Raw genomic sequence first — 24,874 nt, forward strand, 5'->3', positions numbered from 1 at the left:
GGGGGGTTGTCCTCGGGGCAGTGGCCTGGGGTTGGCGGGTGGGTTATTGCTCGTTGGCCAGGAACGCCGCGACCAGACGGTTGAAGGACGCAGCGTGTTCGATTTGGGTCCAGTGCCCGCATTTTCCGAACATGTGCAGTTCGGCGTTGGGGATCAGCTCGAACAGTCGCCGCGAGGTGTCAGGCGGGATGACCTGGTCTTCGCGGCCGTGCACGATCAGAGTTGGACACGGGATGTGACGGATGGCGTCGTCGTCGGTGATCATCGCGTCGAGCCAGCGCTGGCGGGGCGCGGGGAACATCGCCGCGTAGGACTCGTGGAAGCCCGGTTGCACGCTGGCTTGATAGCGCGCGGCCGCCAGGTCGTCGGTCATCAGGTCGCGGTTGTAGGCGAAGAAGTCCAACACCTGGTGCATCGCCGGCACTGAAGGCTGATAGCCCCACACCGCGTCGAGGCCCTCGGTGATCGGGAAGGGGATCCCGGCGCTGCCCATCAGCACCAACCGCTGCACCTGGTCGGGATGTCGGGTGGCGATGCGCAGCGCCAGCGCACCGCCGAAGCTGTTGCCCACCAATGCATACGACGTCAGTCCGAGCGTGTCGAGAAATGCCTCGATGTGGGCGATCCAGTTGTCCATGGTGTAGTCGTGCCCGTCGGGGCGTTGGGTGTAGCCGAAACCGACGAGGTCAGGCGCTAGGACGTGGTGGGCTGCGGCCAGGGCGGGGATGGTCAGTCGCCAGTTGGCGTAGGCCGACACGCCCGGGCCGGAGCCGTGCAACAGCACCACGGGTGCGGCGGCGGGGTCGCCGGCGGCCAGATAGTTGGTCCTGATTGCGCCGGCGTCGACGGTGGCGCCGATGGCGGGGTTGGTGGTGTCGGTGTTGGCGGTCATCTCAGGGTTGTCCGTTCTGGCGTGCGAGGTCGAGGGCGACGTCGACGATCATGTCTTCTTGTCCGCCGACTAGCCCGCGGCGACCGACTTCGAGCAGGATGTCGCGGGTGTCGAGGCGGTATGTCGATGCGGCGTGTTCGGCGTGGCGCAGGAAGCTGGAGTACACCCCGGCGTAGCCGAGGGTGAGGGTTTCGCGGTCCACTTGAACGGGCCGGTCTTGCAGGGGCCGCACCAGATCGTCGGCGGCGTCTTGTAGGGCGAACAGGTCGCAGCGGTGGCGCCAGCCCAAGATGTTGGCCACGGCGATCAACGGTTCAATGGGGCAGTTGCCGGCGCCGGCGCCCATCCCGGCCAGCGAGGCGTCCACGCGGGTGACACCGTTTTCCACGGCGACAACGGAATTGGCCACGGCCAGGGAGAGGTTCTGGTGGGCGTGGATGCCCAGTTCGGTGCCGGGTTGCAGGATGTCGCGGTAGGCCCGTACCCGGTCGCGGACTCCGTGCATGGTCAGCCGCCCGCCCGAGTCGGTGACGTAGACGCAGTGGGCGCCGTAGGATTCCATCAGCTTGGCCTGCGCAGCCAGCGCATCCGGTGCCGCCATGTGGCTCATCATCAAGAACCCGGACACGTCCATGCCCAGGTCGCGGGCCTTGGCGATGTGTTGGGCGGCGACGTCTCCCTCGGTGGCGTGGGTGGCGACCCGGACCGAGGTGACGCCGAGGTCGTGGGCGCGCTCGAGCTGGCTGATGGTGCCGATGCCGGGGACGAGCAGGGTGGTCACGCGGGCACGCTTGACCGCGCCGCTCACCGCGCCGATCCACTCGGCGTCGGTGTGTGCCCCGGGCCCGTAGGTCAGGCTGGTGCCGGCCAGCCCGTCGCCGTGTCCGATCTCGATGGCGTCCACGCCGGCCGCGTCGAGGGCGGCGGCGATCGCGCTGACCTGCTCGAGGGTGTAGCGGTGCCGCACGGCGTGCATGCCATCGCGCAACGTGACGTCCTGGATGTACACCCGGGGTCCGCCGTCCGGGTCGGTGAATGCTGTCATCGGAGGCCTTCCGTTGGCTGGATACGGTTGGTGAGTTCGACGGCGGCGAGGCGTTCGGCCACCCGCAACGCGGCCGATGTCATGATGTCGAGGTTGCCGGCGTAGGCGGGCAGGTAATGGGCCGCGCCTTCGACCTCCAGGAAGACGCTGACCTGGGTCCGGTCGGCCGGCTGCAGGTCCGGGTTGAGTGTGCGCACATCATCGGATGCCGTGCGGTCGCTGAACTGCACCTGCTGTTTGAGGCGGTAGCCGGGAACGTAGCCGGCGACCTCGGCCACCATCTCGTCGATGGATGCGCAGATCTTGTCCCGCATCCCCGAATCGAGGCGGTCGGTCAGGCACAACACGGTGTCGCGCATGATCAGCGGCGGCTCGGCGGGATTGAGAACAATGATCGCTTTACCGCGCTGCGCGCCGCCGACGAGTTCGATCGCCGCGGAGGTGGTCTCGGTGAATTCGTCGATATTGGCGCGGGTGCCCGGCCCGGCTGACTTCGAGGCGATCGAGGCCACGATCTCGGCGTAGTACACCGCGGTGACCCGGGCGACGGCGGCCACGATCGGGATGGTGGCCTGCCCGCCGCAGGTGACCATATTGACGTTCGGGGCGTCGAGGTGCTGCTCGAGATTGACCGGCGGCACCGTGAACGGACCGATCGCCGCCGGAGTGAGGTCGATGAGCCGGCGGCCATAGGGGGCCAGCGCCTCGGCGTTGGCGATATGCGCTTTGGCCGACGTCGCATCGAAGACGATGTCGATGTCATCGAAATGCGGCATACCGATCAGGCCGGCGACCCCGTCGGAGGTGGTCGGGATGCCCAGGCGGCGGGCCCGTGCCAGACCATCGGAGTCCGGATCGACGCCGACGAGGGCGGCGACATCCAGCACGGCTGACGTCCGTTTGACCTTGAACATCAGATCGGTGCCGATGTTGCCGGATCCGATGATCGCGACTTTGGTGGTCATCCTGAATGTCCTTTCCCAGGCCCGCAGTGCGGGTGTCGGCTCGGTGAGGTGGCGAGCGTTGTCACGTCCCAGCCGTCACAGTTCGGGTGGTCCGACCCACACACAGGGCGCAGGCGTTGGTGGTGCCGATGCGTTGCCGCAGATGTGACTCGAGATGCGCGAGGACAGCGCCGGCGGGTTGTTCGCGCGCCGCGAAGGGGTAGTCGGTGCCCAGCACAACGTGGTCGTCACCGAAGCGGTGCACCGCCAGTCGCAGGCTCGCGTCGTCATAGGTCAACGAATCGCACCACAACCGGCGCGCCGTCTGAGAGATCGGCCCGCCGGTTTCGGCGGCGGTTGTCAGATGTTGCCCGCGGTCCAGACGTGGCAGCAGGGCGGGAAGCGCACCCGCTCCGTGCGCAAGGACGATGCGCGCTGCGGGCGCGGCCTGCACGACGCCGGAGGACAGCAGCGCAGCGCCGGCGGCCGCGGTTTCGGTGGGCATGCCCAAGCCGAACGCCAACCCCAGCTTGGTCGCACGCGGATCAAGGTCGCGGTCGACCGGGTGAATGAAGATCACCGCAGACAGTGACGACGCGGCGTCGAAGAACGGCGTGAACTGGTCATCGGTGAGTTCGAGTTCCCCCACGCGGGTGCCGATCTCGACGCCGACGAATCCGAGCTCGGTCACGCACCGGGTCAGTTCCGTGACGGCGAGTGCTGGGTCTTGCATCGGAACCGCGCCGAGGGCCACGAATCGGCGTGGCGCCGCAGCGACCATGGCGGCCAGAAAGTCGTTCTGGACGCGCGCCAATTCCGCGGCTCCGGGCGCGGGCTGGTCATGGCACAACGTCACCGGGATCGGGGAAAGAACCTGCACGGCGATGCCTTCACGATCCATATCGCAGATCCGCGCCGCCGTCGACCAGCAGGTGTCGTCGATGCTGCGATACACCCGGTCACCGAGGACAATCTGGGCGCTGCGTTCACCGGTGCGCTCGACCCGGGGAAAGCGCCCGGCGTGCGTGGCCCCCACGTCGGGCAGATCGGGGTCGATCGCGTGGGTGTGAAAATCGATCATTCCCGGGGCAAGACCCGCGAGCCGCTCCGACCGCACCGTCGGCTGTGCCATCACACTCGATTCCTCGTAACTGTTATGCGACCCCATGGTGGGGTAGTGGGCCGGGTCAGGGATGGTAAAGGGCGAAGACCTTGTTGGAATTGAACACGTCGGTCTCGACGAACTCTGTCCAGGACGGTCTCGGAGTTCCGAGTGCTTCCATGGCTCCCAGAAGCGGGAACCAGTTGAGCAGTTCCTGCTGGCCCGATTCCTCCAGATCGGTCACCGACACCGCACGCCACGCGTCGACATCACCGGCGGTGAGTCGCTGGTACAGGTGCCGGTCGGTGGCCGTGTCGGGCCGCAACCGCCAGGTCTTGTCACACAAGAAGGCATGTGACCAGCTCGACGAAGCCACCAACGCCACCCGCCACGGCGACTCGGCCATGATCTGGCCGACCGCCGCGCCGACGGCCATCATCCGGGCCGGATGCGGCGAGGGCGGATCGAGTTCCCGGATGTCGTCGACCCGGCTGGCAAACCCCTGATAGCTGATGACCCGGCGCCCGTAACAATTGATGGGAAACGGGATGACGGGATAGTCGAAACCCGTGCGGTGGTAATCGAGATAGAGGATGGCGTTGAGGAACGCGTGGGGCAGGCCCGGATGGTGCAGCGGCTGATACGCGTAGGCGGCGTCGATGCCGCGTTCGAGCAACGAACTCACCAGGTGCTTGGCCACGTCTCGGCGGCCCCGGACCTTGAACACCGCCGTGTCGGCGGCCTCGCCCCACACGTTGGGGCGGTCGACCATGTCCGAGGAGTGATCAGCGTGCGCCCAGGGCCGGACTTCCATGTCGTCGTAGGCCTGCACCGAGAACGGGGGAATGATGTCCTCGCGGAAATTCTCGTACTGGTCATCGCCCCAGATCAGCACCACGTCTGGAGCGAATTCGTCGAGGGCGTTGCGGGCACGCTCGAAACCGGCGACCAGGGAGGCACGATGAGCCGCGGCGGCCGACCGCCCTTCGTCGGAACCCCACTCCCGCCGCATTAACTCCGGCCAATTCGCTGGATCCTTCTCCGCGGCGGGAATGCCCGGATCCTGGAGGGCCTTGCGCAGCAGGCCGGCCATGTCCTCGTCACGGCCACTCAGCGGCGGATAATGCGACAATCCGATTCCCAGCACCTCACCCATGACCAGCCTCCTGTCGTCGTCGTGCAGCTCGAACCGAGTAGATCCTCTTGGCGATTGATAGTACAGTGATATAAATATCTCGGTCAATACGCATCGTGTTAGGGTCGGCGGACGGCTTTCACCTCAGGGAGTGCAGTGAGCGCGAGATCATCAGGAGAGGCGGGCAAAGATGACCCGTTTCGGTTGTCGGTGGCCGAACAGGTCGCCCGCAGCGCCCGTGAAGCCGGTGACGATTTCGACCCGGAGTCGTTGACGGTGATGTTGCTGCTTTACCGCGCGGTGGCGGCGGTGGACCGCACGCACGCGGCCGAGCTGGGTCCGCACAAACTCACCTTGAGCCAGTTTCAGGCGCTCAGCGCGTTGCACAGGGCGCAGGGGCCGGTCACGATGGGTGAGCTGGCCGAGTTGCTGTCGGTTCGGCGCGCCAACCTCACCGGGCTGATCGACACGCTCGCGCGGCGGTCGCTGGTGCAGCGGGTGCTCAACCCCGGCGACCGGCGGTCGTTTCTGGTCGAGATCACCCCGGCCGCCGAGGCGTTTCTGGCGCAGTTCCTGCCCCACCATTGGCGCTACCTGCAGGCGCTGACCAGCGGGTTGACCAGCGATGAGCTACGCCAGCTGGCGCAGCTGCTGGACCGGCTGCGGGCCTCGGTCGAAGCGGCCCCTCCGTGCCCGTCCCCGACCCCGCCGCTGGCCGCGGTCAACAACAACGGCCAAGGCCACGTGCTCGAGGGTGCCGTGGTACCGGTGCCGCCGCCCTCCGGGCGCTGACCGTCGCCGCACCGACCCCCTAGCCGAAACGATTTCCTGGAAAGGCCCTGTTATGGCGTATGTGATCACCCAGAGCTGCTGCAAGGACACCAGCTGTGTGTCGGTATGCCCGGTGGATTGCATCTCGCCGGTTCCCGCGCCGGGGGAGGCCACCGCCGCCGACATGCTCTACATTGATCCGGCGGCGTGCATCGATTGCGGTGCATGCGTCCAGCAATGCCCGGTCGGCGCCATCTACCACGAAGACGAGTTGCCGCCGCAGCAGCTGCGGTTCCGTGACATCAACGCCCGCTACTTCCGGGAACATCCCCTGGCGGGCGATCAGCCGGCCCCGCGCCGTGACCACCCCCCGGTACGGCCCGGTGCGCTGCGCGTGGCGATCGTGGGCTGCGGCCCCGCCGGCTGTTACGCCGCCGGGGAGTTGACCCGCATCGCCGGCGTGGAGGTCGATATGTTCGACCGGCTACCGACGCCCTACGGACTGCTGCGCGCCGGGGTGGCCCCCGATCATCAGCACACCAAGGCCGCCGCCGAGCTGTTCGACACCGCACTGGCGCATCCCCGCCTGCGATGCCACTTCAACGTCGAGGTCGGCCGCGACCTCACCCACCAGGAGCTGCTCGAACACCATCACGCCGTCATATACGCCACCGGAGCGGCCACCAGCGCGGACCTCGGGCTCGCGGGTGAGGAGATGGCGGGCAGTCACGCCGCCGCCGAGTTCGTCGGCTGGTACAACGGCCACCCCGATCACGCCGGCGCGGTCTTCGACCTGTCCGGCCCGCGGGCGGTGGTCATCGGCAACGGCAACGTGGCGTTGGACATGGCCCGCATCCTGCTGACCGGCCCCGATGAGCTGGCCCGCACCGACATCGCCCAGCACGCGTTGGACGACTTGGCGGCCAGCCGGATTGGGGAAGTGGTGATCCTGGCGCGCAGGGGACCGCGGGACGCGGCGTTCTCGGTGGCCGAGTTCCTCGCCCTGACCACCATCGAGGGCATCGACATCGTCATCGACAGCGACGATCTGTGCGCGCAGCCCGACGACGATCTCGACCGCACCCTCAAATTGGAAATCGCCCGCGAGTGCGCCCAGCGCACACCGAATCCCGCCAACAAGAAGATCGTGTTCCGGTTCGGGGTCTCCCCGGTCGAGTTCCTCGGTGAGGGCCGCGTCCAGGGCCTGCGAATCCAGCGGCACAGCGGCCAGACGGAGATCATCGACACCACGCTGGTGCTGCGCTCGATCGGCTACCGCAGCGCCCCCATCCCCGGTGTCCCGTTCGACACGGTCACCGCCCGGGTGCCCAACGACCACGGTCGAATCCTCGACCACGACCAGCACGGCCGGCCCGTGCCGGCAAGCTACGTCACCGGCTGGCTCAAACGGGGACCCCGCGGCGTCATCGGGACCAACCGCGGCTGCGCCGAACAAACCGTGGCACAGCTGTGGGAGGACTTCGACGCGGGCCTGCTCGACCGCGATCTCGCCGACCGTGACGCACTGCCGCAGCTGCTGAGCAGGCGGGGAGTCGAAGCAGTGGACTGGCAAGGCTGGCAGGCGATCAACACCGCCGAGCAAAAGCGCGGCGCCGAGACCGCACGACCCCGGATCAAATACGTTCACCTCGCCGAAGCGCTCGCCGCCGCCAGAATCTGAACCACACCACCGTTCTGGCCGCCGCCCGCCCGCGAGCCGGGGCGGCGGCCTTGCACGGTCCTGTGCTCGCGACATCGGCCATCACACAGGTCGATCGTTTCCCGGCGCCCCACTCTTGCCGAGTACCGACCATCCCCTTTTAGTTTTGATAGTTGACTATCCGGTGTTGTAACCTTTCTCGGTGGCCGAGTTCCTCGCCCTGACCACCATCGAGGGCATCGACATCGTCATCGACAGCGACGATCTGTAGGGGTCTCCCCGGTCGAGTTCCTCGGTGAGGGCCGCGTCCAGGGCCTGCGAATCCAGCGGCACAGCGGCCAGACGGAGATCATCGACACCACGCTGGTGCTGCGCTCGATCGGCTACCGCAGCGCCCCCATCCCCGGTGTCCCGTTCGACACGGTCACCGCCCGGGTGCCCAACGACCACGGTCGAATCCTCGACCACGACCAGCACGGCCGGCCCGTGCCGGCAAGCTACGTCACCGGCTGGCTCAAACGGGGACCCCGCGGCGTCATCGGGACCAACCGCGGCTGCGCCGAACAAACCGTGGCACAGCTGTGGGAGGACTTCGACGCGGGCCTGCTCGACCGCGATCTCGCCGACCGTGACGCACTGCCGCAGCTGCTGAGCAGGCGGGGAGTCGAAGCAGTGGACTGGCAAGGCTGGCAGGCGATCAACACCGCCGAGCAAAAGCGCGGCGCCGAGACCGCACGACCCCGGATCAAATACGTTCACCTCGCCGAAGCGCTCGCCGCCGCCAGAATCTGAACCACACCACCGTTCTGGCCGCCGCCCGCCCGCGAGCCGGGGCGGCGGCCTTGCACGGTCCTGTGCTCGCGACATCGGCCATCACACAGGTCGATCGTTTCCCGGCGCCCCACTCTTGCCGAGTACCGACCATCCCCTTTTAGTTTTGATAGTTGACTATCCGGTGTTGTAACCTTAAGCTGCTTTTACTGTGAGCTGTCGCACACTCCATATCGGGGGTATGCGGGGTCCCTGCTTCATTGGTCAAAGGAGACGAGATGACGTTGGCGTATGATGCGCTGTTCATCGGTGGTCAGTGGGTGCCGCCGGCCGAGAACAAGCCGATCACGGTGGTGTCGGCCAGCACCGAAGAGCCGCTAGGGCAGGTACCCGAAGCCAGTCGGGCAGACGTCGACGCGGCGGTCGCGGCGGCGCGGACGGCGTTCGACGACCCGACGGGCTGGTCGCGGTGGGAACCGGCGCGGCGCGCCGAGGCGCTGCAGAGCCTGGCCACCGCCCTGGACAAGCGCTCGCAGGAGATCGCGCAGCGAGTCAGCAGCCAAAACGGCATGCCGATCGCGGTGTCTCAACAGCTGGAAGGGGTGTTTCCGGCCACCCTGTTGCGCTATTACGCGGGCATGGTGGCCGACCGTGAACCCGAGGAGAGGCGTCCAGGTTTGTTCGGGGGGACCACCCTGGTGCGGCGCGAGCCGATCGGCGTGGTGGGCGCGATTGTGCCGTGGAACTTCCCACAGACACTGGCCGCCTTCAAGTACGCGCCGGCGTTGGCGGCGGGCTGCACCGTTGTCATCAAGCCCTCTCCGGAGACGGTGCTCGACAGCTATCTGCTGGCCGAGGCCATAGAAGAGGCCGAGCTGCCGGCCGGTGTGGTCAACATCGTCACCGGCGGCCGCGACGTCGGCGCGTATCTGGTCTCCCATCCCGGGGTCGACAAAGTCGCCTTCACCGGATCGACCGCCGCCGGCCGCCAGATCGGCGAAACGTGCGGGCGGCTGCTGCGCCCGGTCACCCTGGAGCTGGGCGGCAAATCCGCGGCGATCATCCTCGACGACGCCGATCTCGATCTAGGGGCCGTCGCGCAGAACCTGTTCGGCGCGACCCTGCTCAACAACGGCCAGACTTGCTACCTGTCCACCCGGATCCTGGCGCCGCGCAGCCGCTACACCCAGATCGTGGACACCGTCACCAGCTTCGTCGAGAGCCTGACCGTCGGCGACGCGCTCGATCCCGACACCCAGATCGGCCCGATGGCCAGCGCCAAGCACCGCGCGCACGTCGAGGGCTTCATCGCCCAGGGACGCGCCGAGGGCGCCACGGTGACCGTGGGCGGCGGTCGGCCGTCGCAGCTGGACAAGGGGTGGTTCGTCGAGCCGACGGTGTTCGCCGACGTGGACAACGGTTTCTCGGTGGCGCGTGAGGAGATCTTCGGCCCGGTGTTGTCGCTGATCCCGTACGCGGATGTCGAGGAGGCGGTGCGGATCGCCAACGACTCCGACTACGGCCTGGGTGGCACCATCTGGACCAGCGACCCTGAGCGGGCGGTGCAGGTGGCCCGTCGGGTCCAGACCGGCACGATCGGCATCAACAACTACCTGCCCGACCCGACCGCGCCGTTCGGTGGGGTCAAGGCCAGCGGCATGGGCCGCGAACTGGGACCGGAAGGACTCGCCGCCTACGAGCAGCAGCAGTCGATCTATCTGGACCCCGCCGCATCCGCCACCCAGAACGAGGCGTGAGGAGATGGTGATGACAACCAGCAGAGCGGCCGTGGTCCGCGCCAAAGGTGGGCCGCTGCAGATCGAAGACGTCGAACTCGGTGAGCCGCGCGCTGAGGAGGTGCTGGTGCGCACCGTGGCCAGCGGCATCTGCCACACCGACATCATCGTGCGCGACCAGGTGCTGCCCCCCGGGCCGCCGGCGATCCTGGGGCACGAAGGCGCCGGGGTGGTGGAGGCGGTCGGTTCCCAGGTGCACGGGCTCGCACCGGGCGATCATGTTGTGCTGGCCCCGGTGTCGTGCAGCGCGTGCCGCAACTGTTTGCGCGGACACCCGATGAATTGCGACTCCTTCACTGCGCTGAACTTCGGTGGCCGCCGCGCCGACGGCTCCACGGCCTACCGCGACAGCACCGGCGCCGAACTCAACGCCCACTTCTTCGGCCAGTCCTCGTTCAGCAACCACGTGATCGTGCCGCAACGCGGCGCGGTCAAGGTTCCCACCGAGGCGCCGCTGGAACTACTCGGCCCGCTGGGATGCGGCCTGCAGACCGGGGCGGGCGCGGTGCTGAGCGCGCTGGCCCCACCCGCGGGCAGCAGCATCGTGGTGTTCGGCGCCGGCGGTGTCGGGCTGGCCGCGGTCATGGCCGCGGTCATCGCCGGCTGTGACCCTATCATCGCGGTCGACCTGAACGCGTCGCGACTGGACACCGCGGTCGAGTTGGGCGCCACCCACGCGGTACGGGCCGCCGATGACACCGTCGAACAGATTCAGGCCATCACCCGCGGCGGGGCGGACTTCGCGCTGGACGCCGTCGGCCTACCGGCCACCCTGCGCCAGGCCGTCACCGCGCTCAACATCGGCGGCACCGCCGGTCTGGTCGGCGCCAACGCGGTCGGCCAGGAGGTGTCGCTGGATCTGATGCACCTGCTGTTCGGGCGCACGGTCAAAGGCATCGTAGAAGGCGACACCGTGCCCGCCCTGTTTATCCCGCGCCTGGTGGAGCTGTTCCTGCGGGGCCGGTTCCCCTTCGACAAGATCATCGAGCGTTACCCGTTTTCCGAGATCAACACCGCCATCGAGGACGCCGAAACAGGCCGCGCGATCAAACCGGTGGTGCTGTACTGACCCGCACGCCTGACGTGCCTCCGACCCTGAGAAAGTGAAAGCAATGGATACTCTGCGCTACTACGTGGTCAGCCTGGTTGTCGGGGTGGCCGTGGTCGGGCTGTGGCTGGGCGGCGGCTGGGTGTGGGCCGGCATCGCCACCTTCCCCATACTGATGCTGCTCGACATCGTCTTGCCAGCCGACCACAAGATCCGCAACATCCGCGCGCCCTGGCTGGCCGAGGTGCCGTTGTATCTGCACCTGCCGCTGATGGTCGCGCTGTGGACACTGTTCGCGCTGCGGCTGGGCGCCTGGACCGGGCACACCGCGGTGGCGCTGCCCGGCGGCACCGTCGGCGCCGCCGGAGTCGTCGGCATGGTGCTGTCGGTCGGGTGGATCGGCGCGGTGCCCAACCTGCCGATCGCGCACGAACTGATGCACCGGCGTTCGCTGTTCCCGCGCGCTGTGGCCAAGGTCTACAGCACCGTCTTCCTGGATCCCAACCGCGACGTCGGCCACAAGCTCACCCACCACCTCGACTTGTGCACCGAGGTCGACAGCGACACACCGCGGCGCGGCCAGACGATCTACGCGTTCATGTGGCAGGCGTCCTACGGCGCCTGGAAGGACGGCGTCGTCACCTCGCTGACCTCGCTGCGCAAACGGGACATGTCGGTGTTTCACCCGAAGAACGCCGTCTATGTCGAAATCGGCCTGCTGGCCGCGCTCGGCGCCGCGGTCTACGCCGTCGCCGGGCCCCGCGGGCTGGCCGTGGCCGCCGGAGCCATGGTGTTTTCAAAGCTGCTCGCCGAAGGATTCAACTACCTGCAGCATTACGGCATGGCACGCGTGCCCGGCTCGCCCATCCGGATCCACCACGCCTGGAACCACCTCGGCGCCATCATCCGCCCGTTGGGCATGGAGATCACCACCCACATCGAGCACCACTTCGACAGCCGCTACAAGTACCACGAGTTGAAGCCGCGCCCGGACGGCGCGCAGATGCCCAGCGCGTTCCTGTGTTTCGTGTGCGCCCTGGTGCCGCCATTGTGGGAAGCAAAAATCGCCAAGCCGCGGCTGCGGCACTGGGACGAGCACTTCGCCTCCCCGGCCGAGAAGGAACTGGCGATGGCGGCCAACCGCAAAGCCGGCTGGCCGCAATGGCACAACGCATCGACCGACCGGCACGCCGGACGCGGCGCCGCCTAAGAGCGCAGCACCGTGCGCGGTCGCGGTCGAGCACCCAAACCCCCCGTCACCTACTGCGGGGCAGACATGACCGGCCGCCGAGCGCGCACCCAACAGGCATAGTTGTCAGGAAAGGAACCCATCATGGTAGCGGTTGCCACACAGCTCATTGTTGACGACCCGGAAAGTGGCGTGTTTCGCGTGCACCGGTCGGCGTTGACCTCGCCGCAAATCTTCGAAGCCGAACGGGACCTGGTGTTCAACCGCTGCTGGTTGTATCTGGGACACGAATCCGAGATCCCGGCGGCAGGCGACTTCGTGCGGCGTTCGGTCGGGGGGCGGCCGCTGATCTTCGTGCGCAGCGCCAAGACCGGCCAGATCCGGGCGTTTCACAACACCTGCCCACATCGGGGGGCCACGGTGTGCCGCACCGATTCGGGCAACATCAAAGTGTTCCAATGCTTCTACCACGCCTGGTCGTTCAACACCGACGGCGAGTTGGTCGGAGTGCCCGACCGCCAGGGCTACGGGCCGGCATTCCGGTTCGAGGAGATGGGGCTCAAGGAGGTGGCCGGCGTGGAGTCCTATCGCGGGTTCGTGTTCGTCACCTTCGACCCCACCGCTGAGAGCCTCGTCGACTACCTGGCCGGTGCCCGCGACTACCTCGATCTGCTCGTCGACGAGTCGGAGTCGGACTGGGAGATCATCAAGGGCTCCAACCAGTACTCCATCAAAGCCAACTGGAAGCTCTTGGTGGAAAACAGCATCGATGGCTACCACGCGGCCCCCACCCACGACACCTACATGAAGTACCTGAGCTCCATGGGCATCGACGTCGCCGGCGGGCTGGCCGGGCGGGGTCGCGCGCTGGGCCACGGCCACGCGGTCATGGAGTACAAGGCGCCGTGGGGGCGGCCGATCGCCAAATGGGAAAAACAGTTCGGCGAAGACTCGCGGCCCGAGATGGAGAACATGCGTTCCCGGCTCGTCGATCGGTACGGCGTTGAACGAGCCGAGGCGATGGCGGAGAACAACCGCAACCTGTTCATCTACCCCAACCTGATCATCAACGACATCCAGGCTGTCACGGTCCGGACCTTCGTGCCGACGGCAGCCGACAACATGGAAGTCAGCGCCTGGCATCTGGCCCCGGGCTCCGAGCCGGCGCAGGCGCGGGCGTTGCGGCTGGAGAGTTTCCTGAGCTTCTTGGGCCCCGGAGGGCTGGCCACCCCCGACGACGTGGAAGCGCTGGAGTCATGCCAAGACGGCTTCGTCAGCGGTGGGATCGAATGGAACGATATCTCCCGCGGCATGTCCCGTGAACCCAAAGCCACCGACGAGGAGCAGATGCGGGCCTTCTGGCGGCAGTGGCGCGAACAGGTCAGCCCGCACCGGGAGGTGGTGGCATGACCATCGAGCAGGGTACTGCTGTGGCATTACACGGCGCCGACGCGGCCGCAGGCGACGCGGTCCGGCGCGGCGAGGTCGAGGATTTACTGTACCTGGAAGCCGAGTTGCTCGACGAGTGGCGCCTGGATGAATGGGTCGAACTGTACACCGACGATGCCCAATACCTCATCCCGGCCAACGATCTCCCCGATCCCGAACCGGACCACGACCTGGTCCTGGTCAACGACAACAAGTTCCGGCTCTTGGCCCGCGTGGAACGCCTCAAAAGCCGCAAAGCCCACCGGGAATACCCCCATGCCACCACCCGCCACCAAGTCAGCAATGTGCGCATCCACGGGCAAACAGGCGATGAGGTGCGCGCCAGCGCCTACTTCACGGTGTGGCGATTCCGCAACGGCCGCGACGACCACTACGTCGGGCGCTACGACTATCGGCTGCGCCGCGTCGACGGCGCCCTGCAGATCTGCTACAAACGCGCGGTCATGGACATGACCGTGCTTCGCCCCGCCGGCGCCGTGAGCATCATCCTGTGAGCGGCGGCCGACTCACCGGCCGCCGCGCCGTGATCACCGGGGGCGCGACCGGGATCGGATTCGGCGTCGCCCGTCGATTCCTCGCCGAAGGGGCCGCGGTGCTGATCGCCGGACCCGACGACACGGCGATCAAAGACGCCACGACGCGACTGTCGGCAGACCCCCGACACGTCGTGGCCGGCCACGTGGACGACCTCAGCCACCCCGGGGCCGGGCAGCGACTGCTCGCAGCGGCTCTCCAACACCTCGGCGGCGTCGACATCCTGGTCAACAACGCCGGCGGCGGGGTGATCACCGCAACCGATCGCCACACCGAGCAGACCCTGCGGCGCACCATCGACAATAATCTGTGGACCACGCTGAACTCCACGCTGGCCGTCATCCCCCCGATGAGGGCGGCCCGCTACGGGCGGGTGGTCAATATCGGCGCCGAATCGGTGCGCAACGGTCTGGACGGCCACGCGATCTACAACGCGGCAAAAGGCGGCGTACACGCATTCGCCGTCGGCCTGGCACGCGAATACGCCACCAGCGGTATCACCTTCAACACCGTGGCCCCCTCCTACACGCTCACCCCGGAAATCGAAACCGGCCTGGCCGAGGGAACCCTACCCGAGGAATTCCGAACGATCACCGAGATCGCGGTCAAGCTCATCCCGATGCAACGCCCGGCCACCGTCGACGAAGTCGCGGCCGCGGTGCTGTTCCTGGCCTCCGAGGAGGCCAGCTTCATCACCGGGCAGGTGCTCAGCGTCAACGGTGGAAGCAGCATGGGCTAACCGGCTAGCGAACCTTGGTCGCTAGCGAACCTTGCGAACCTTGGTCGCTAGCGCTACGAGAGTTGTCTCGAGTTTCAAGCTGCTGTGGGCAGCAGCCTGGCGTTATCGATGCATTGCTTGGTGTGAATATCTATGGTGTGCAGTGCTTTACGGATTGCGAATGGAGCCGGCGGTTGGTCGGCGGCGAGCAAGGGGCGCAGCACCCGGTCGTGCACCTTGGTGTAGAAGATCGCGAATCGGAGGCCGTCTGGGTCGAGGCGGTAGGTGTTTCGGCCCGGGATGCGGGTGATGAGCCCGTTTGTCCGGAGGCGGGCCAGGTCGTAGCTGGCCTGGTTCATGGAGTAGTTCGCACCGCCGAGCAGTCCGGTCATCAAGGCTCGCAGGCGCTTGTTGGTGATGCCGGTGACGGCGAGAGTGGTGGTGCACAGGGCGCCGGCCAGGGCCTGGACCCGAGGGTCGCCGAACCGCAGAGCCGGGGCCCTCCTGCCGTCCTCGGTGAGGGTGGGGCGTGCGATCCGCTCAAAGGCTGGACTCACAAGGGCGCAACCCTGGCCGACACGTTCAGTATCGAGCAGGCGACGGTTGACCGCACGGGCACGGGTCTGCAGTTCGTCGAGGTTGGGAAGTCGTCGTAGGCAGCCCAGGTCGCCCGGGTCGTTGACGACGGTTTCGATTCGCAGCGCCCGCCCGTCCTTGAGGTACTGCTTGATCCGCGAGTGCCGGTAGAAGGCGTTGACATTGACCTCGGTGCCGTAGGTGACGATCTTGGTCTTGAACTGCCCGGCCGCCGGACGTCCCCGCCGCTGGCCTCGCTTGAAGATGAGCTCGATGACCTCCGGGCGGCCGATGTCGAGATTGTCTGCGACGAGGGCCTCGAAGAATCCGCGAGCATGTCGGGGCGCATCGAACACCATCGTGCGTGAGACCTCGACCTGCCGCATCGACAGCTGCCACCAGTAGCCCGCCGCACGGTCGGCACCGGTGAGCGGCAGCGGCAGGATCGACCACCACCGTTCGGCGAACACCCCGATCGTGCCGGGCCCGAGACGGTCGCAGATCGCCTGTAGTGCAGTGGGGTCGGTGCAGGAGGCGAACCCGTTGGACAGTTCGGTGAAGCCGATCCCGGCCTTGGCCGCCTGCCGTTTGGCCCACTCGTGCCCGTTGACCCAGATCTTGGCCGGATACGGGAAGTAGGCGCAGACCTTGACGAACGCCGGCCCGAAGTCGTCGTCCCAGAGGTAGAAGTAGTAGCAGGTCACTCGCCGGTCGGTCTTGGTGAAGGAGAACCACACCCCCGTGGTCCGCCCGGTGCGTTTGGTCGCGGTGAACACCGGGGCGAACTCCTGCGCGACGCCGATTGCGGCTACCCCCGGCCGACCGGTCTTCGCCTGCCTGCTCAGGTACGGCCGCATCACGTCGATCTTGCGGTCGTGCTTGCCGAACCGCACCACCGGGATGTGGTTGTCGTCGGCGAAACGACGCACCGCCCGGCGGAATGCCGTGCCGATCCTCTCCAGGATCGCCGGCGACGGGATCGGGTAACCCAGGTGTGCGGTCATGAACGACACCACCTGCCCACCGACCTGCAGACTCGGCACATACGCGTTCAGGTAGATCCGGTCCAGACACTCAACGTCGAGCATCACATGCCCGTCGAGCAGATCATTCACCGTTGTCAGTGCAGCCATGACCACCAGCGTGACCGCAGCTCACCGCCTCGACAAGACCCCCACCTCGGCGGTCCGAGGCGAAGCCTCACTGGTGGACCAGGAGGAATGGACGCCGATTCTCGGGACTGCCACAGGGGAGGATGTGCCGGCCTACAAGTTGCTGCGTCTGGCCGAGGTGGCCGAGGTGATCCGCACCTGGGTCATCCCGCGCCTGGCCGCGCCTCGTTTCGGGTCGCTGGTACAGGCCCGCAGCGTCATCGACGAGGTCATCGGTTCCCCTGTGGGCGGTGATCTGGAGGAGGAGGCGGCCCGCAGCGAGAAGGCGGTGGGCCTCGATGAGCTCTACGCCTCCCCGCTCTCGGTGCTCATCGGTCCGGCGGGAACCGGGAAGACCACGCTACTCAAGGCGTTGGTGTCCCTGCCCGGTATCGCGGGCAGCGCACCGGTCCTACTCGCCCCCACGGGCAAGGCGCGGGTCCAGTTGCAGCAGAAGGTTGGTTACCCGGCCCGCACCCTGGCCAGTCACCTGAGCCGATCCGGGCGCTATGACGGAAGCACCGGATTGTACTGCGTCACGGACGAGCCGTCGACGCGGGAGCGGTCGGACCTGGTGGTGATCGACGAATCGTCCATGCTCACCGAGGAGATGCTCGCCGCGACACTCGACTCCTTCTCCAGCATCAAAAGACTTGTGCTGGTGGGGGACCCGCGCCAGCTCCCGCCCATCGGTGCCGGTCGCCCGTTCGTCGACCTCGTCCAGCATCTGCGCCCCGGCCGATTCGACACGGTGCAACGAGTAGGACCCGGCTACATCGAGCTGCAGGTGACCCGCCGGCAGGGCGGTCTCGGACGCGCTGACCTCGCCCTGGCGAAGTGGTTCGGCGGCGGCGAACTCGGCCCCGACGACGATGCGATCTGGGAGCAGTTGCGCCGCACCGAAGACCTGTCCACGGTCCGCCATGTGAACTGGGATGATCGAAGCCCCGAGGCACCCTCATCGACATCCTTCACGAGGAACTCGACCTTGATGCGCATCCCGACCCGGAGACCGCGTTCGCGTTGACCTACGGCGGCACCTGGAACGATCCCTATTTGAACTGGGAGACGGGGCCGGGTGGGGCTGGCGAGAACTCGGAGAAATGGCAGGTGTTGACCCCGACCCGGTCTCGCCAGTTCGGCAGCGTTGAGCTCAACCGGCACCTCAAGCGCACCTTCCGCACCCGAGACACCCAGTTCGCCTCCAAGACGCGGCAGTGGAACATCCCCAAACCGATCGGGCCCGAACTGATCGTGCGCGGCGACAAGGTCATGCACACCCGCAATAGCAGAATGAAGGCCTGGCCCAAAGGCACCGGCCTCGACTACGTCGCCAACGGCGAAATCGGTGTCGTCGTCGGCAGGCTGAATAAGAAAAAGAACCTCCCGGCGAACGTCGAATATTCGTCACAAGTGGGCTGGACCTACAGCTACTGGCCCTCGTCGTCCGAGGATCCGCCGCTCGAACTCGCGTGGGCGGTGACCGTACACAAGTCGCAGGGATCCGAATTCGGCAAGACTTTTTTGATACTGCCGGCCCGGGCGCGAGTATCGAGAGAACTGCTTTACACGGCACTGACACGGCACACCGATCGCGTGGTGATCCTGCACGACGGCACGGTCGACGATCTGCGTACCCTGGCCCGTCCGTCCGCATCCGAAACCGCGGCGCGACTGACCGATCTGTTCCGCCCACCGACCCCGCGGGAGATCCTGGTCGCGGGAAGCACCCACCGGGTCGATTCGAACTTGGTGCACGTCACCGGAACCGGCGCCCTCGTACGCAGCAAGAACGAGGTGATCTTGGCCGACATTCTGGAGTCGGTCGCACCAGGTCGGTGGGTGTATGAACAGGAGATGGTCGGCACGGATGGAACCATCCGGTACCCCGACTTCACCATCGTGACCACCACCGGACGCCGCATCGTCTGGGAACACCTGGGAATGCTCGACGACCCGCAGTACGCGGTGAACTGGGAAGCGAAGAAGAAGTGGTATCGCGCCAACGGTGTGCTTCCGATACAAGACGGTGGCGGGCCGGAAGGCGCGCTTGTGTGGACCGACGACCGAGGCGGCGTCGATGTACCCGCCTGGCGACAGCTCGCGCAGCATGTGCTCGGTGCTCCGCCGAAAGGATCTGCTCCGGCCAAGAAACTGCCGGCGAAGAAATCGGTTTCCAAACGGCCACGATAGGTCGCGGCGGCTCTGCCTCGGCGTGAATGATGTCGCTCGCCGCCGTCCACGATTTCAGGGCTCGCGCCACACCAGATTTTCCGCAGCATCACCTCGAAACCGCATGTCGCGACACCTTTTTCCGGGTACAGCGGCCCTGTCGGTGATCGTCGGTAGGGTTCGGAATCGTGACGATCGAACAGACCGCCGGGACCCCGCCGCCGCACCGGATGTCACCCGCGCCGACGGGTGGGGTCGGCGCCGGAGCTGACGGGAGGCGACCGTCCGGATCGCCGGGGCGGTGTCCTCGTCGCGGGCCGAGGGGATCCGCCGCACCGACGCGTCGGCGTGGCGCCGGTTCGACAAATGGTGCACTGCGCAAGGGCATACCGCATTGCCGGCGCATCCGGTGACCGTGGCTGCCTACCTGGTCGACACCGCCGACACCTACGACCCGGCGGGGGAGCGGGCCTACGCCCCTGCAACGCTGGCCCGCTGGGTGGCGGCCATCGGCTATCACCACCGCGCCACCGGGCACTCCACCCCGCACACCCATGAGCTGGTGCGCTCGATCCTGTCCGGGATCCGCCGCACCTACGCCGCCGCGTGGGACCGCGCACACCAGGCGGGCTCCACTGCTCGTCGACGACATCGTCACCATCGTCCACTCCGCCCGGCGGGCTGTTGCCGGCTGGGCGGCCGAGGTGCACGAACGGCGGGACACCGCTCTGCTGCTGATGGGGTTCGCCGGGGCGTTCCGGCGCAGCGAACTCGTCACCCTCAACTGCGGCGACGTCGGCGTGCACCGGTTCGACGGCATCCATATCCGGCTGCGCCGGTCGAAGACCGACCAGGAAGGCGCCGGCGGGATCAGGGCGCTGCCGTTCACCACCAACCACACCAGCTGCCCGCCGTGTGCGTTCGTTCGGTGGGCGCAGGTCGTCGCCGCGTTCGACGCCGCCGGCCGCCCCGGGGTCTCCGGTTGCTGCGTAATGCCCCGGAGTTCGGGGGCCACGTCTGCCGTGGGTTGCCGCGGATGCGGGCCCGGGCTCCGCTGTTCCGGTCGATGGCATCCGGATCCTCATGGTTGTTGGCCCGGTGCGGATCGCGGCGGCGATGGCGCGGGTGCGGCCGGAGGCGCCCGCACGTCTGCCAGAGCACTGGCCAGGTTGCGCCGCCGCAGGTTCGTATTGGTTGCGGTGCGGTTGGAGCGGTTTATGCCGAGGCGCATGTGGTGTGAGGGTGCTGGCAATTCCTACCCGAAACGCCGCTCCAGCACCTCCGCTTCCGCTGTCCGCAGGAACACAAGGACCAGGGCGCTGACTTGTTCGTCTGCCACCCGCGTCAGCAGGTCCGCGTACACCGACAGCTGTGCCCAGTACGCTTCGAGCGTCTGGGTCGACACGCCCAGGTCGGTCTTGTAGTCCACGACCACCAGTGACCCGTCGTCGTCCCGATACACCAGATCGGCGATGCCCTCGACCACCACGTCGACGCCCGGAACTGTCCCCGCGAGCGGCATCTCGCGCCAATGCTCCCGCACCGCGGCACGTCTGACCGGTTCCGACATCAAGGCCGACCGGGCGACGGCGACGAACCGCGTGGTGTCCTGTAATCCCGCCGCTCGAGCGGCCGAGACCGCACGGACGTCGAATTCCGCATCGAGCGGCATCGCGAGATCGGCCGACTCGAGCAGGGCGTGCAGTGCGATGCCCACCTCGGTGCCGCTCTCGGTCGCGTCGATCACCGCGCGCACCGTCTCCACCGATGTTGGCGGGGGGATCAGATCCCGCCGCCGATAGTCGGCGAGGATCGACGCACCGACCTCCGACCCGTCATGGACGATGTGGGTGGCCGAGATCGACGAGGGCACCATCGACGCCGCTGTCACGCTGAGGGTCTCCGCCGACCACTGCTGCCACGAAATCCCGTCCGCCTCTGCGTCGGCCCCGTCGGTGTCCGGCGCCGTCGGATCGACCAGCGCCGGCGTCGTGTCGGGCAGCCCCGCGATACCCTCCGCCAGAATCGTCCCCCAGCCCTCGCCCCGCGGCGGCTGGTACCCGGACACGGCCAGCAAACTCTCCGCCCGGGTGCACGCCACGTACAGCAACCGGACCCGCTCGGCGCGGGTGTGCGCGGCCTCGGTCGCAGACACCGTCCGGAATCCGGGTGATTTGACGTTCTTGGACAGGTTCACGTGTAGCTGGCCGTCGGTGTCCCACAGCGCGGACTCGGCGGTGTTGCGGAAGCCTCCGCTCATTCCGGCGAGTACCACCATCGGGAACTGCAGCCCCTTGGCCGCGTGCATGGTCATGATCCGCACGGCGTTGACGCCGATCTCCGGGAGCACCGCCTCGGTGACGCGGGCGTTCTCGTCCTGCTGGGTTGCCGCCCAGGCCAGGTAGTCGCGCAGATCGCCCCCGTCGACGCGGTACCAGGCGTGCGCCTGGTCGATCACGAACCGCAGTCGCCGCCACACGTCCCGGTGTCGCGGCGAATCCGTCGACACCTCGAACACCCGCCGCTCGGTCGCCAACCGGCTCAGGAGGTTTCCCGGATTCAGGCCGGCCAGGTCCAGCCACACATTCCGCAGGTACGTCAGCGCCTCGGCGATCGGCGAATCCCGGAGGCCTTCGGGGGTGTCCGCGTGCAGCAACCACCGCCCGCCCGCGGTCTTCCACCGCAGCAGATCGTCATCCCCGCATCCGAACAGCGGTGTTCGCAGCGCGGCGCTTAACGCCGCCTCGTCGGCCAGGTTCGCCAACGCCCGTGCGGTGAGGAGGAGGTCGTGGATTTCCTGGGTCGAGTACACCAGGGAGGAGGCCTCTGCCCGGTACTCGAGGCCGGCGTGGTCGAGTGCTTTCTCCAGGAACGGCAGGCACGTGCGGGCCGGGATGAGGATGCAGATGTCGCTCAGGCTGATGGGCACGTGTTCGAACCCTCCGTGGCCGCCGACCTCCTTGTGCCAGTTCTTCTCGAGGGCAGTGGCGATCACGCGGGCCACGTCGCGAGCTTCGGCCGCGCGCAGCCCCTCAGCGGAGCGGGTGGTGTCGGAGTCGGTTGGGGGGCTGGCGAACACGAATGGCACGGGTCCCCAAATGCTTTGCCATTGCGGCCGGCCGGGCGCCGAGTCCAGCGGGGTGTATTCGGGCTGAATGTGACGCTCCGCCGTGATCAACCGGCCGAAGACGGTGTTTACCCACTCGAGCAATGGCCGGGTGGAGCGGAAGTTGGTGGTCAGCCGCACGACGGCGTCGGGGTGCTGCGCATCGCGGGCGGCCATGTAGGTGGCGATGTCGGCGCGGCGGAATCGGTAGATGGACTGCTTCGGATCACCCACGGTGAACAGTCGGCCCTCGGCCGACGTGCCGGCGACGATGCGCTCGGCGATCTCGAGCTGCAGCGGATCGGTGTCCTGGAACTCGTCGAGGAGGATCCGCTGGTACTTCTCGTGCAGGGCCTGCTGCACTTCGGGGTCGTCGAGGACGTTGCGGGCGTAGACGAGCAGGTCGTGGAATTCGAGTTGCCCGCTGCGTCGTCGTGTGTTTGCCGCGTCCAGCACGGCGCGGGTGATCTCGGCGACCACGATCGCCAAAGCTGCCGCCCAATACTGCTGACACTGGCCTGCGGCGTCCGCGCCGAGGTCCTTGAGTTGTTGCTTGAGTTCCTTGACCCTTCCTGTTCCGCCGGTCCAGTTCTTCCCCGCCCCGCCCTGACCGGCTGTCGGGCACGCCGACGCCATCGTCGCCCAGTTGTCGCTGTCGCGGGCGGCGGCGAGTTTTTCGCGCCATTCTCGGACCAGGTGTAACCGTTCGGCGAACTTGTCGTCGGGGTCGGTGCAGTCGGTGAGGCAGTCCAGCAGCACATCGGCTTGGCGCAGCACCGCATCCACATCGGGGACAGGCAGGCCCGGCACCTGCTCCGGGAGGGCGAGCCGATCCCAGTGACGGTCGAGTCGGTCGGCGAGATCCCGGATCTGCTCGAGGGACGCTCCGGCGGTGACGATCACCTTCATCGCCTGCCCTACCTCACTTGCGGCATCGTCGGGGAACAGCGCCGAGCGCATCCGCTGCCAGCGTCGTTCGAAGGCCAGCTGAGAGCCCATCGCGTCTACGACCCGGATCCGCGGCGGAACCCCCGCCTCGAGGGGATGTTCGGCGACGATCCGGGCCGCGAAGGCGTGCAGGGTCCCGATTGCGGCGGTGTCGACCTGCCCGAGCGCGGTGGCGCGTCGGTCCGATTCGGCGCTGTCGGAGAGCCGGGCACGCACGCGTTCGCGTAGCTCCGCGGCGGCCTTCTCGGTGAAGGTGATCGCGGCGATGCGGTCCAGTTCCACGCCGTCGTGCAGAACCAGGCGGCAGATGCGGCTGACCAGCGAGTGCGTCTTGCCGCTGCCGGCTCCCGCCTCGACGAACAGACTCGACGCGGTGTCGCATTCAATGCGGTCCCGTGGGATCTGATCGACCAGAGTGTCTTCCACGTCGGTCATGAGGACTCGGTCTCCGCGGTGTGGATGGCGACGAATTCGGCCAGCTCCGGTACCCCGAGCAGGGCCTGCCAGGATCGCTGCATGCCCTCCCGGCCGAGCAGTGTGGTCATGTCGTCGAACCGGCCACCGGGCTTCGGTGGGAACTGCCCCGAGGTGATGGACCGGTACACGAATGCGAGATCGGCGCGCAGCGTGGCGAGCACGGTATCGGTGATCTCGTATCCGATCTCCTCGAATTTGCCTTTGGTACTGGTGAACCAGTACCGCGCATCCACCCGGCCTCCTTGTGTAAGGGTCCGCGCGAACAGCCCATACACCGGAAGTTGGAACCGGGTGCATCCGGCGGTGGGGGCGGCCGCGGACTGATTCAGGTAACGGTCGGTTTTACCGGTCTTGTAGTCGGTGACCCGGAGGCTGCCATCTCGGTGGCGGTCGATGCGGTCCACCTTGCCGCGGAACCGAAGCCGCGCCTCTCCCACATCGAACACCAGCGGGGGCTCGTCCGTGTCACCGAAACCGGTTTCGGCGCCCACCGGCGCCCATCCCGCGGCGCGGTCGTCCCGGTCGTAGCCGAACCACTGTGCGAGATCGTGGCTGATGAGGGTGCGGTCGCGTTCCCATAATTGCGGCAGCCAGCCCGGGGCGTTCGCGCTTGCCTGCGCGAGCACGTCGGAGGTGATCTGCAGCAGTCGGTCCGGGGTGCCCTCCGCTCCGGCGATCAGTTCCTCGACGTATCGTTCGAGCACGGTGTGCACCACGGTGCCCCGGCTGAGCGGGTCGATCTGCGTCACGTCGTCGGGATCCTCGAGCAACCGCACCCCCAACACCTGTTGCACGAAGAACACGTACGGGCTCGCGACCCAGTCCTCGAGCCGGGTCGGCGCCACCGGGTCGTCGAACACCCGGATCAGCTCGGTCGCGTCGGCGAGGTTGCCGTTGAATCGGGTGAACCTGCCCCACAATCTATCTCCGCGCATCTCCATACCCCGGGCAATCACCGGATCGGGCAGCGACCGCCGGCGTTGCCGGGCCGGCACCGCGGCGAGGGCCCGCAGCCGCCATTCGGTGGCCGACGCCGCACCCACGCCGACGCGTGCATCGCAGCGCTGCGTCGCCGCATCGAACGATTCGATCGTGACCACGCGCTCACACCGCTCGGTGTCGCGTCGCCAACCGGTGGTACTCACCGCGGCACCGGTCAGCGCGTTCAGAGTCGGCAGCAACCAGCGGGACGGCACTTTCTCGGCACCGCCGCGCAGGCTCCCGCGGGGGAAGGTAAGAACCCGGTGACGGCCGCCAGCAGCGATCGTCAATTGCAACTCACGATGCTGGAAATTGAGGCGCTGCGCCGCGGTGACGCCGGTGACCGTGTCCGGCAACAGCGGATCCTCGCGTCGAATCGCGGGCACGATGCCCTCGGCCATCCCCACCA

20 protein-coding genes and 1 pseudogene are annotated in these 24,874 nt (G+C 67.4%); 12 read left to right on the top strand and 9 right to left on the bottom strand.

Annotated features, from left to right (window positions below; all coding sequences use genetic code 11):
* Nucleotides 1–43: 43 nt before the first annotated feature.
* The 5 genes from ACH49N_RS27285 to ACH49N_RS27305 all read right to left on the bottom strand — a co-directional run bounded on the left by ACH49N_RS27285 (nt 44) and on the right by ACH49N_RS27305 (nt 5,139).
* The gene (locus ACH49N_RS27285) at nt 44–892 is read right to left on the bottom strand and encodes an alpha/beta hydrolase (RefSeq protein ID WP_358275659.1); all 849 of its coding nucleotides are present in this window, start codon (nt 890–892) and stop codon (nt 44–46) included.
* 1 nt (nt 893) lies between these two features.
* Nucleotides 894–1,937, bottom strand: coding sequence for a 4-hydroxy-2-oxovalerate aldolase (gene dmpG / locus ACH49N_RS27290; protein WP_358275661.1), 1,044 nt, complete (start codon nt 1,935–1,937; stop codon nt 894–896).
* The gene (locus ACH49N_RS27295) at nt 1,934–2,902 is read right to left on the bottom strand and encodes an acetaldehyde dehydrogenase (acetylating) (RefSeq protein WP_358275663.1); all 969 of its coding nucleotides are present in this window, start codon (nt 2,900–2,902) and stop codon (nt 1,934–1,936) included. The genes dmpG and ACH49N_RS27295 overlap by 4 nt, the downstream gene beginning before the upstream one ends.
* Before the next feature lie 61 nt (nt 2,903–2,963).
* Entirely contained in the window at nt 2,964–4,013 is a 1,050-nt protein-coding gene (locus ACH49N_RS27300; RefSeq protein ID WP_358275665.1) for an amidohydrolase family protein, read from the bottom strand.
* Between the two features lie 55 nt (nt 4,014–4,068).
* Nucleotides 4,069–5,139, bottom strand: a complete 1,071-nt coding sequence (locus ACH49N_RS27305) for an extradiol ring-cleavage dioxygenase (protein ID WP_358275667.1) — start codon at nt 5,137–5,139, stop codon at nt 4,069–4,071.
* 135 nt (nt 5,140–5,274) lie between these two features.
* Here ACH49N_RS27305 and ACH49N_RS27310 point away from each other — a divergent pair, with 135 nt between their 5' ends.
* Nucleotides 5,275–5,910, top strand: a complete 636-nt coding sequence (locus ACH49N_RS27310; RefSeq protein ID WP_358275668.1) for a MarR family transcriptional regulator — start codon at nt 5,275–5,277, stop codon at nt 5,908–5,910.
* Nucleotides 5,911–5,962: 52 nt separating this feature from the next.
* Entirely contained in the window at nt 5,963–7,570 is a 1,608-nt protein-coding gene (locus tag ACH49N_RS27315) for an FAD-dependent oxidoreductase (RefSeq protein WP_358275670.1), read from the top strand.
* Between the two features lie 156 nt (nt 7,571–7,726).
* Here the strand turns inward: ACH49N_RS27315 and ACH49N_RS27320 are convergent, their stop codons facing one another.
* Nucleotides 7,727–7,882, bottom strand: coding sequence for a hypothetical protein (locus ACH49N_RS27320; RefSeq protein ID WP_397504800.1), 156 nt, complete (start codon nt 7,880–7,882; stop codon nt 7,727–7,729).
* 33 nt (nt 7,883–7,915) lie between these two features.
* On the opposite strand from ACH49N_RS27320, the gene ACH49N_RS27325 reads away from it, so the two are divergent.
* From ACH49N_RS27325 to ACH49N_RS27355, 7 genes are all read left to right on the top strand, one after another.
* Nucleotides 7,916–8,341, top strand: a complete 426-nt coding sequence (locus ACH49N_RS27325) for a hypothetical protein (protein ID WP_397504801.1) — start codon at nt 7,916–7,918, stop codon at nt 8,339–8,341.
* Between the two features lie 257 nt (nt 8,342–8,598).
* Nucleotides 8,599–10,077, top strand: coding sequence for an aldehyde dehydrogenase (locus tag ACH49N_RS27330; RefSeq protein ID WP_358275676.1), 1,479 nt, complete (start codon nt 8,599–8,601; stop codon nt 10,075–10,077).
* Between the two features lie 4 nt (nt 10,078–10,081).
* The gene (locus ACH49N_RS27335) at nt 10,082–11,185 is read left to right on the top strand and encodes an NAD(P)-dependent alcohol dehydrogenase (protein WP_397504802.1); all 1,104 of its coding nucleotides are present in this window, start codon (nt 10,082–10,084) and stop codon (nt 11,183–11,185) included.
* Nucleotides 11,186–11,228: 43 nt separating this feature from the next.
* Nucleotides 11,229–12,374 carry a fatty acid desaturase gene (locus ACH49N_RS27340; RefSeq protein ID WP_358275679.1) on the top strand — a complete coding sequence of 382 codons (1,146 nt, stop codon included), beginning with the start codon at nt 11,229–11,231 and terminating at the stop codon, nt 12,372–12,374.
* Nucleotides 12,375–12,497: 123 nt separating this feature from the next.
* Nucleotides 12,498–13,763, top strand: a complete 1,266-nt coding sequence (locus ACH49N_RS27345) for an aromatic ring-hydroxylating dioxygenase subunit alpha (RefSeq protein WP_358275681.1) — start codon at nt 12,498–12,500, stop codon at nt 13,761–13,763.
* Nucleotides 13,760–14,296 carry an aromatic-ring-hydroxylating dioxygenase subunit beta gene (locus tag ACH49N_RS27350; RefSeq protein WP_358275682.1) on the top strand — a complete coding sequence of 179 codons (537 nt, stop codon included), beginning with the start codon at nt 13,760–13,762 and terminating at the stop codon, nt 14,294–14,296. Before ACH49N_RS27345 ends, ACH49N_RS27350 begins: the two co-directional genes overlap by 4 nt.
* Nucleotides 14,293–15,075: an SDR family NAD(P)-dependent oxidoreductase gene (locus tag ACH49N_RS27355; RefSeq protein WP_358275684.1), complete on the top strand. Its 783-nt coding sequence runs from the start codon at nt 14,293–14,295 to the stop codon at nt 15,073–15,075. The genes ACH49N_RS27350 and ACH49N_RS27355 overlap by 4 nt, the downstream gene beginning before the upstream one ends.
* A gap of 74 nt (nt 15,076–15,149) precedes the next feature.
* Here the strand turns inward: ACH49N_RS27355 and ACH49N_RS27360 are convergent, their stop codons facing one another.
* Complete coding sequence (locus tag ACH49N_RS27360; protein ID WP_358275686.1) at nt 15,150–16,763, bottom strand: hypothetical protein; 1,614 nt, start codon at nt 16,761–16,763, stop codon at nt 15,150–15,152.
* Here ACH49N_RS27360 and ACH49N_RS27365 point away from each other — a divergent pair.
* The 3 genes and pseudogenes from ACH49N_RS27365 to ACH49N_RS27375 form a co-directional block, all read left to right on the top strand.
* Complete coding sequence (locus ACH49N_RS27365; RefSeq protein ID WP_358275688.1) at nt 16,762–17,808, top strand: AAA family ATPase; 1,047 nt, start codon at nt 16,762–16,764, stop codon at nt 17,806–17,808. The genes ACH49N_RS27360 and ACH49N_RS27365 overlap by 2 nt on opposite strands.
* Nucleotides 17,809–17,837: 29 nt before the next feature.
* Nucleotides 17,838–18,974 carry an ATP-binding domain-containing protein gene (locus tag ACH49N_RS27370; protein ID WP_358275690.1) on the top strand — a complete coding sequence of 379 codons (1,137 nt, stop codon included), beginning with the start codon at nt 17,838–17,840 and terminating at the stop codon, nt 18,972–18,974.
* A gap of 268 nt (nt 18,975–19,242) precedes the next feature.
* Nucleotides 19,243–20,022, top strand: a pseudogene (locus ACH49N_RS27375) (integrase); the annotation flags it as partial.
* A gap of 186 nt (nt 20,023–20,208) precedes the next feature.
* On the opposite strand, the gene ACH49N_RS27380 reads toward ACH49N_RS27375, so the two are convergent.
* Together ACH49N_RS27380 and ACH49N_RS27385 are read right to left on the bottom strand one after the other, a co-directional pair.
* Nucleotides 20,209–23,442 carry a UvrD-helicase domain-containing protein gene (locus ACH49N_RS27380; protein WP_358275691.1) on the bottom strand — a complete coding sequence of 1,078 codons (3,234 nt, stop codon included), beginning with the start codon at nt 23,440–23,442 and terminating at the stop codon, nt 20,209–20,211.
* Nucleotides 23,439–24,866, bottom strand: coding sequence for a PD-(D/E)XK nuclease family protein (locus ACH49N_RS27385; RefSeq protein ID WP_358275693.1), 1,428 nt, complete (start codon nt 24,864–24,866; stop codon nt 23,439–23,441). The genes ACH49N_RS27380 and ACH49N_RS27385 overlap by 4 nt, the downstream gene beginning before the upstream one ends.
* Nucleotides 24,867–24,874 lie beyond the last annotated feature (8 nt).

This window comes from Rhodococcus sp. NPDC019647, assembly GCF_044389235.1.
Classification (GTDB): Bacteria; Actinomycetota; Actinomycetes; order Mycobacteriales; family Mycobacteriaceae; genus Rhodococcus_F; species Rhodococcus_F oxybenzonivorans.

Coding starts and splice junctions, on each gene's coding strand:
- ACH49N_RS27285 (WP_358275659.1), bottom strand. CDS start 892: ATGACCGCCAACACCGACACCACCAACCCCGCCATCGGCGCCACCGTC.
- ACH49N_RS27350 (WP_358275682.1), top strand. CDS start 13,760: ATGACCATCGAGCAGGGTACTGCTGTGGCATTACACGGCGCCGACGCG.
- ACH49N_RS27340 (WP_358275679.1), top strand. CDS start 11,229: ATGGATACTCTGCGCTACTACGTGGTCAGCCTGGTTGTCGGGGTGGCC.
- ACH49N_RS27335 (WP_397504802.1), top strand. CDS start 10,082: ATGGTGATGACAACCAGCAGAGCGGCCGTGGTCCGCGCCAAAGGTGGG.
- ACH49N_RS27365 (WP_358275688.1), top strand. CDS start 16,762: ATGACCACCAGCGTGACCGCAGCTCACCGCCTCGACAAGACCCCCACC.
- ACH49N_RS27380 (WP_358275691.1), bottom strand. CDS start 23,442: ATGACCGACGTGGAAGACACTCTGGTCGATCAGATCCCACGGGACCGC.
- ACH49N_RS27385 (WP_358275693.1), bottom strand. CDS start 24,866: ATGGCCGAGGGCATCGTGCCCGCGATTCGACGCGAGGATCCGCTGTTG.
- ACH49N_RS27315 (WP_358275670.1), top strand. CDS start 5,963: ATGGCGTATGTGATCACCCAGAGCTGCTGCAAGGACACCAGCTGTGTG.
- dmpG (WP_358275661.1), bottom strand. CDS start 1,937: ATGACAGCATTCACCGACCCGGACGGCGGACCCCGGGTGTACATCCAG.
- ACH49N_RS27300 (WP_358275665.1), bottom strand. CDS start 4,013: ATGGCACAGCCGACGGTGCGGTCGGAGCGGCTCGCGGGTCTTGCCCCG.
- ACH49N_RS27330 (WP_358275676.1), top strand. CDS start 8,599: ATGACGTTGGCGTATGATGCGCTGTTCATCGGTGGTCAGTGGGTGCCG.
- ACH49N_RS27345 (WP_358275681.1), top strand. CDS start 12,498: ATGGTAGCGGTTGCCACACAGCTCATTGTTGACGACCCGGAAAGTGGC.
- ACH49N_RS27360 (WP_358275686.1), bottom strand. CDS start 16,763: ATGGCTGCACTGACAACGGTGAATGATCTGCTCGACGGGCATGTGATG.
- ACH49N_RS27295 (WP_358275663.1), bottom strand. CDS start 2,902: ATGACCACCAAAGTCGCGATCATCGGATCCGGCAACATCGGCACCGAT.
- ACH49N_RS27305 (WP_358275667.1), bottom strand. CDS start 5,139: ATGGGTGAGGTGCTGGGAATCGGATTGTCGCATTATCCGCCGCTGAGT.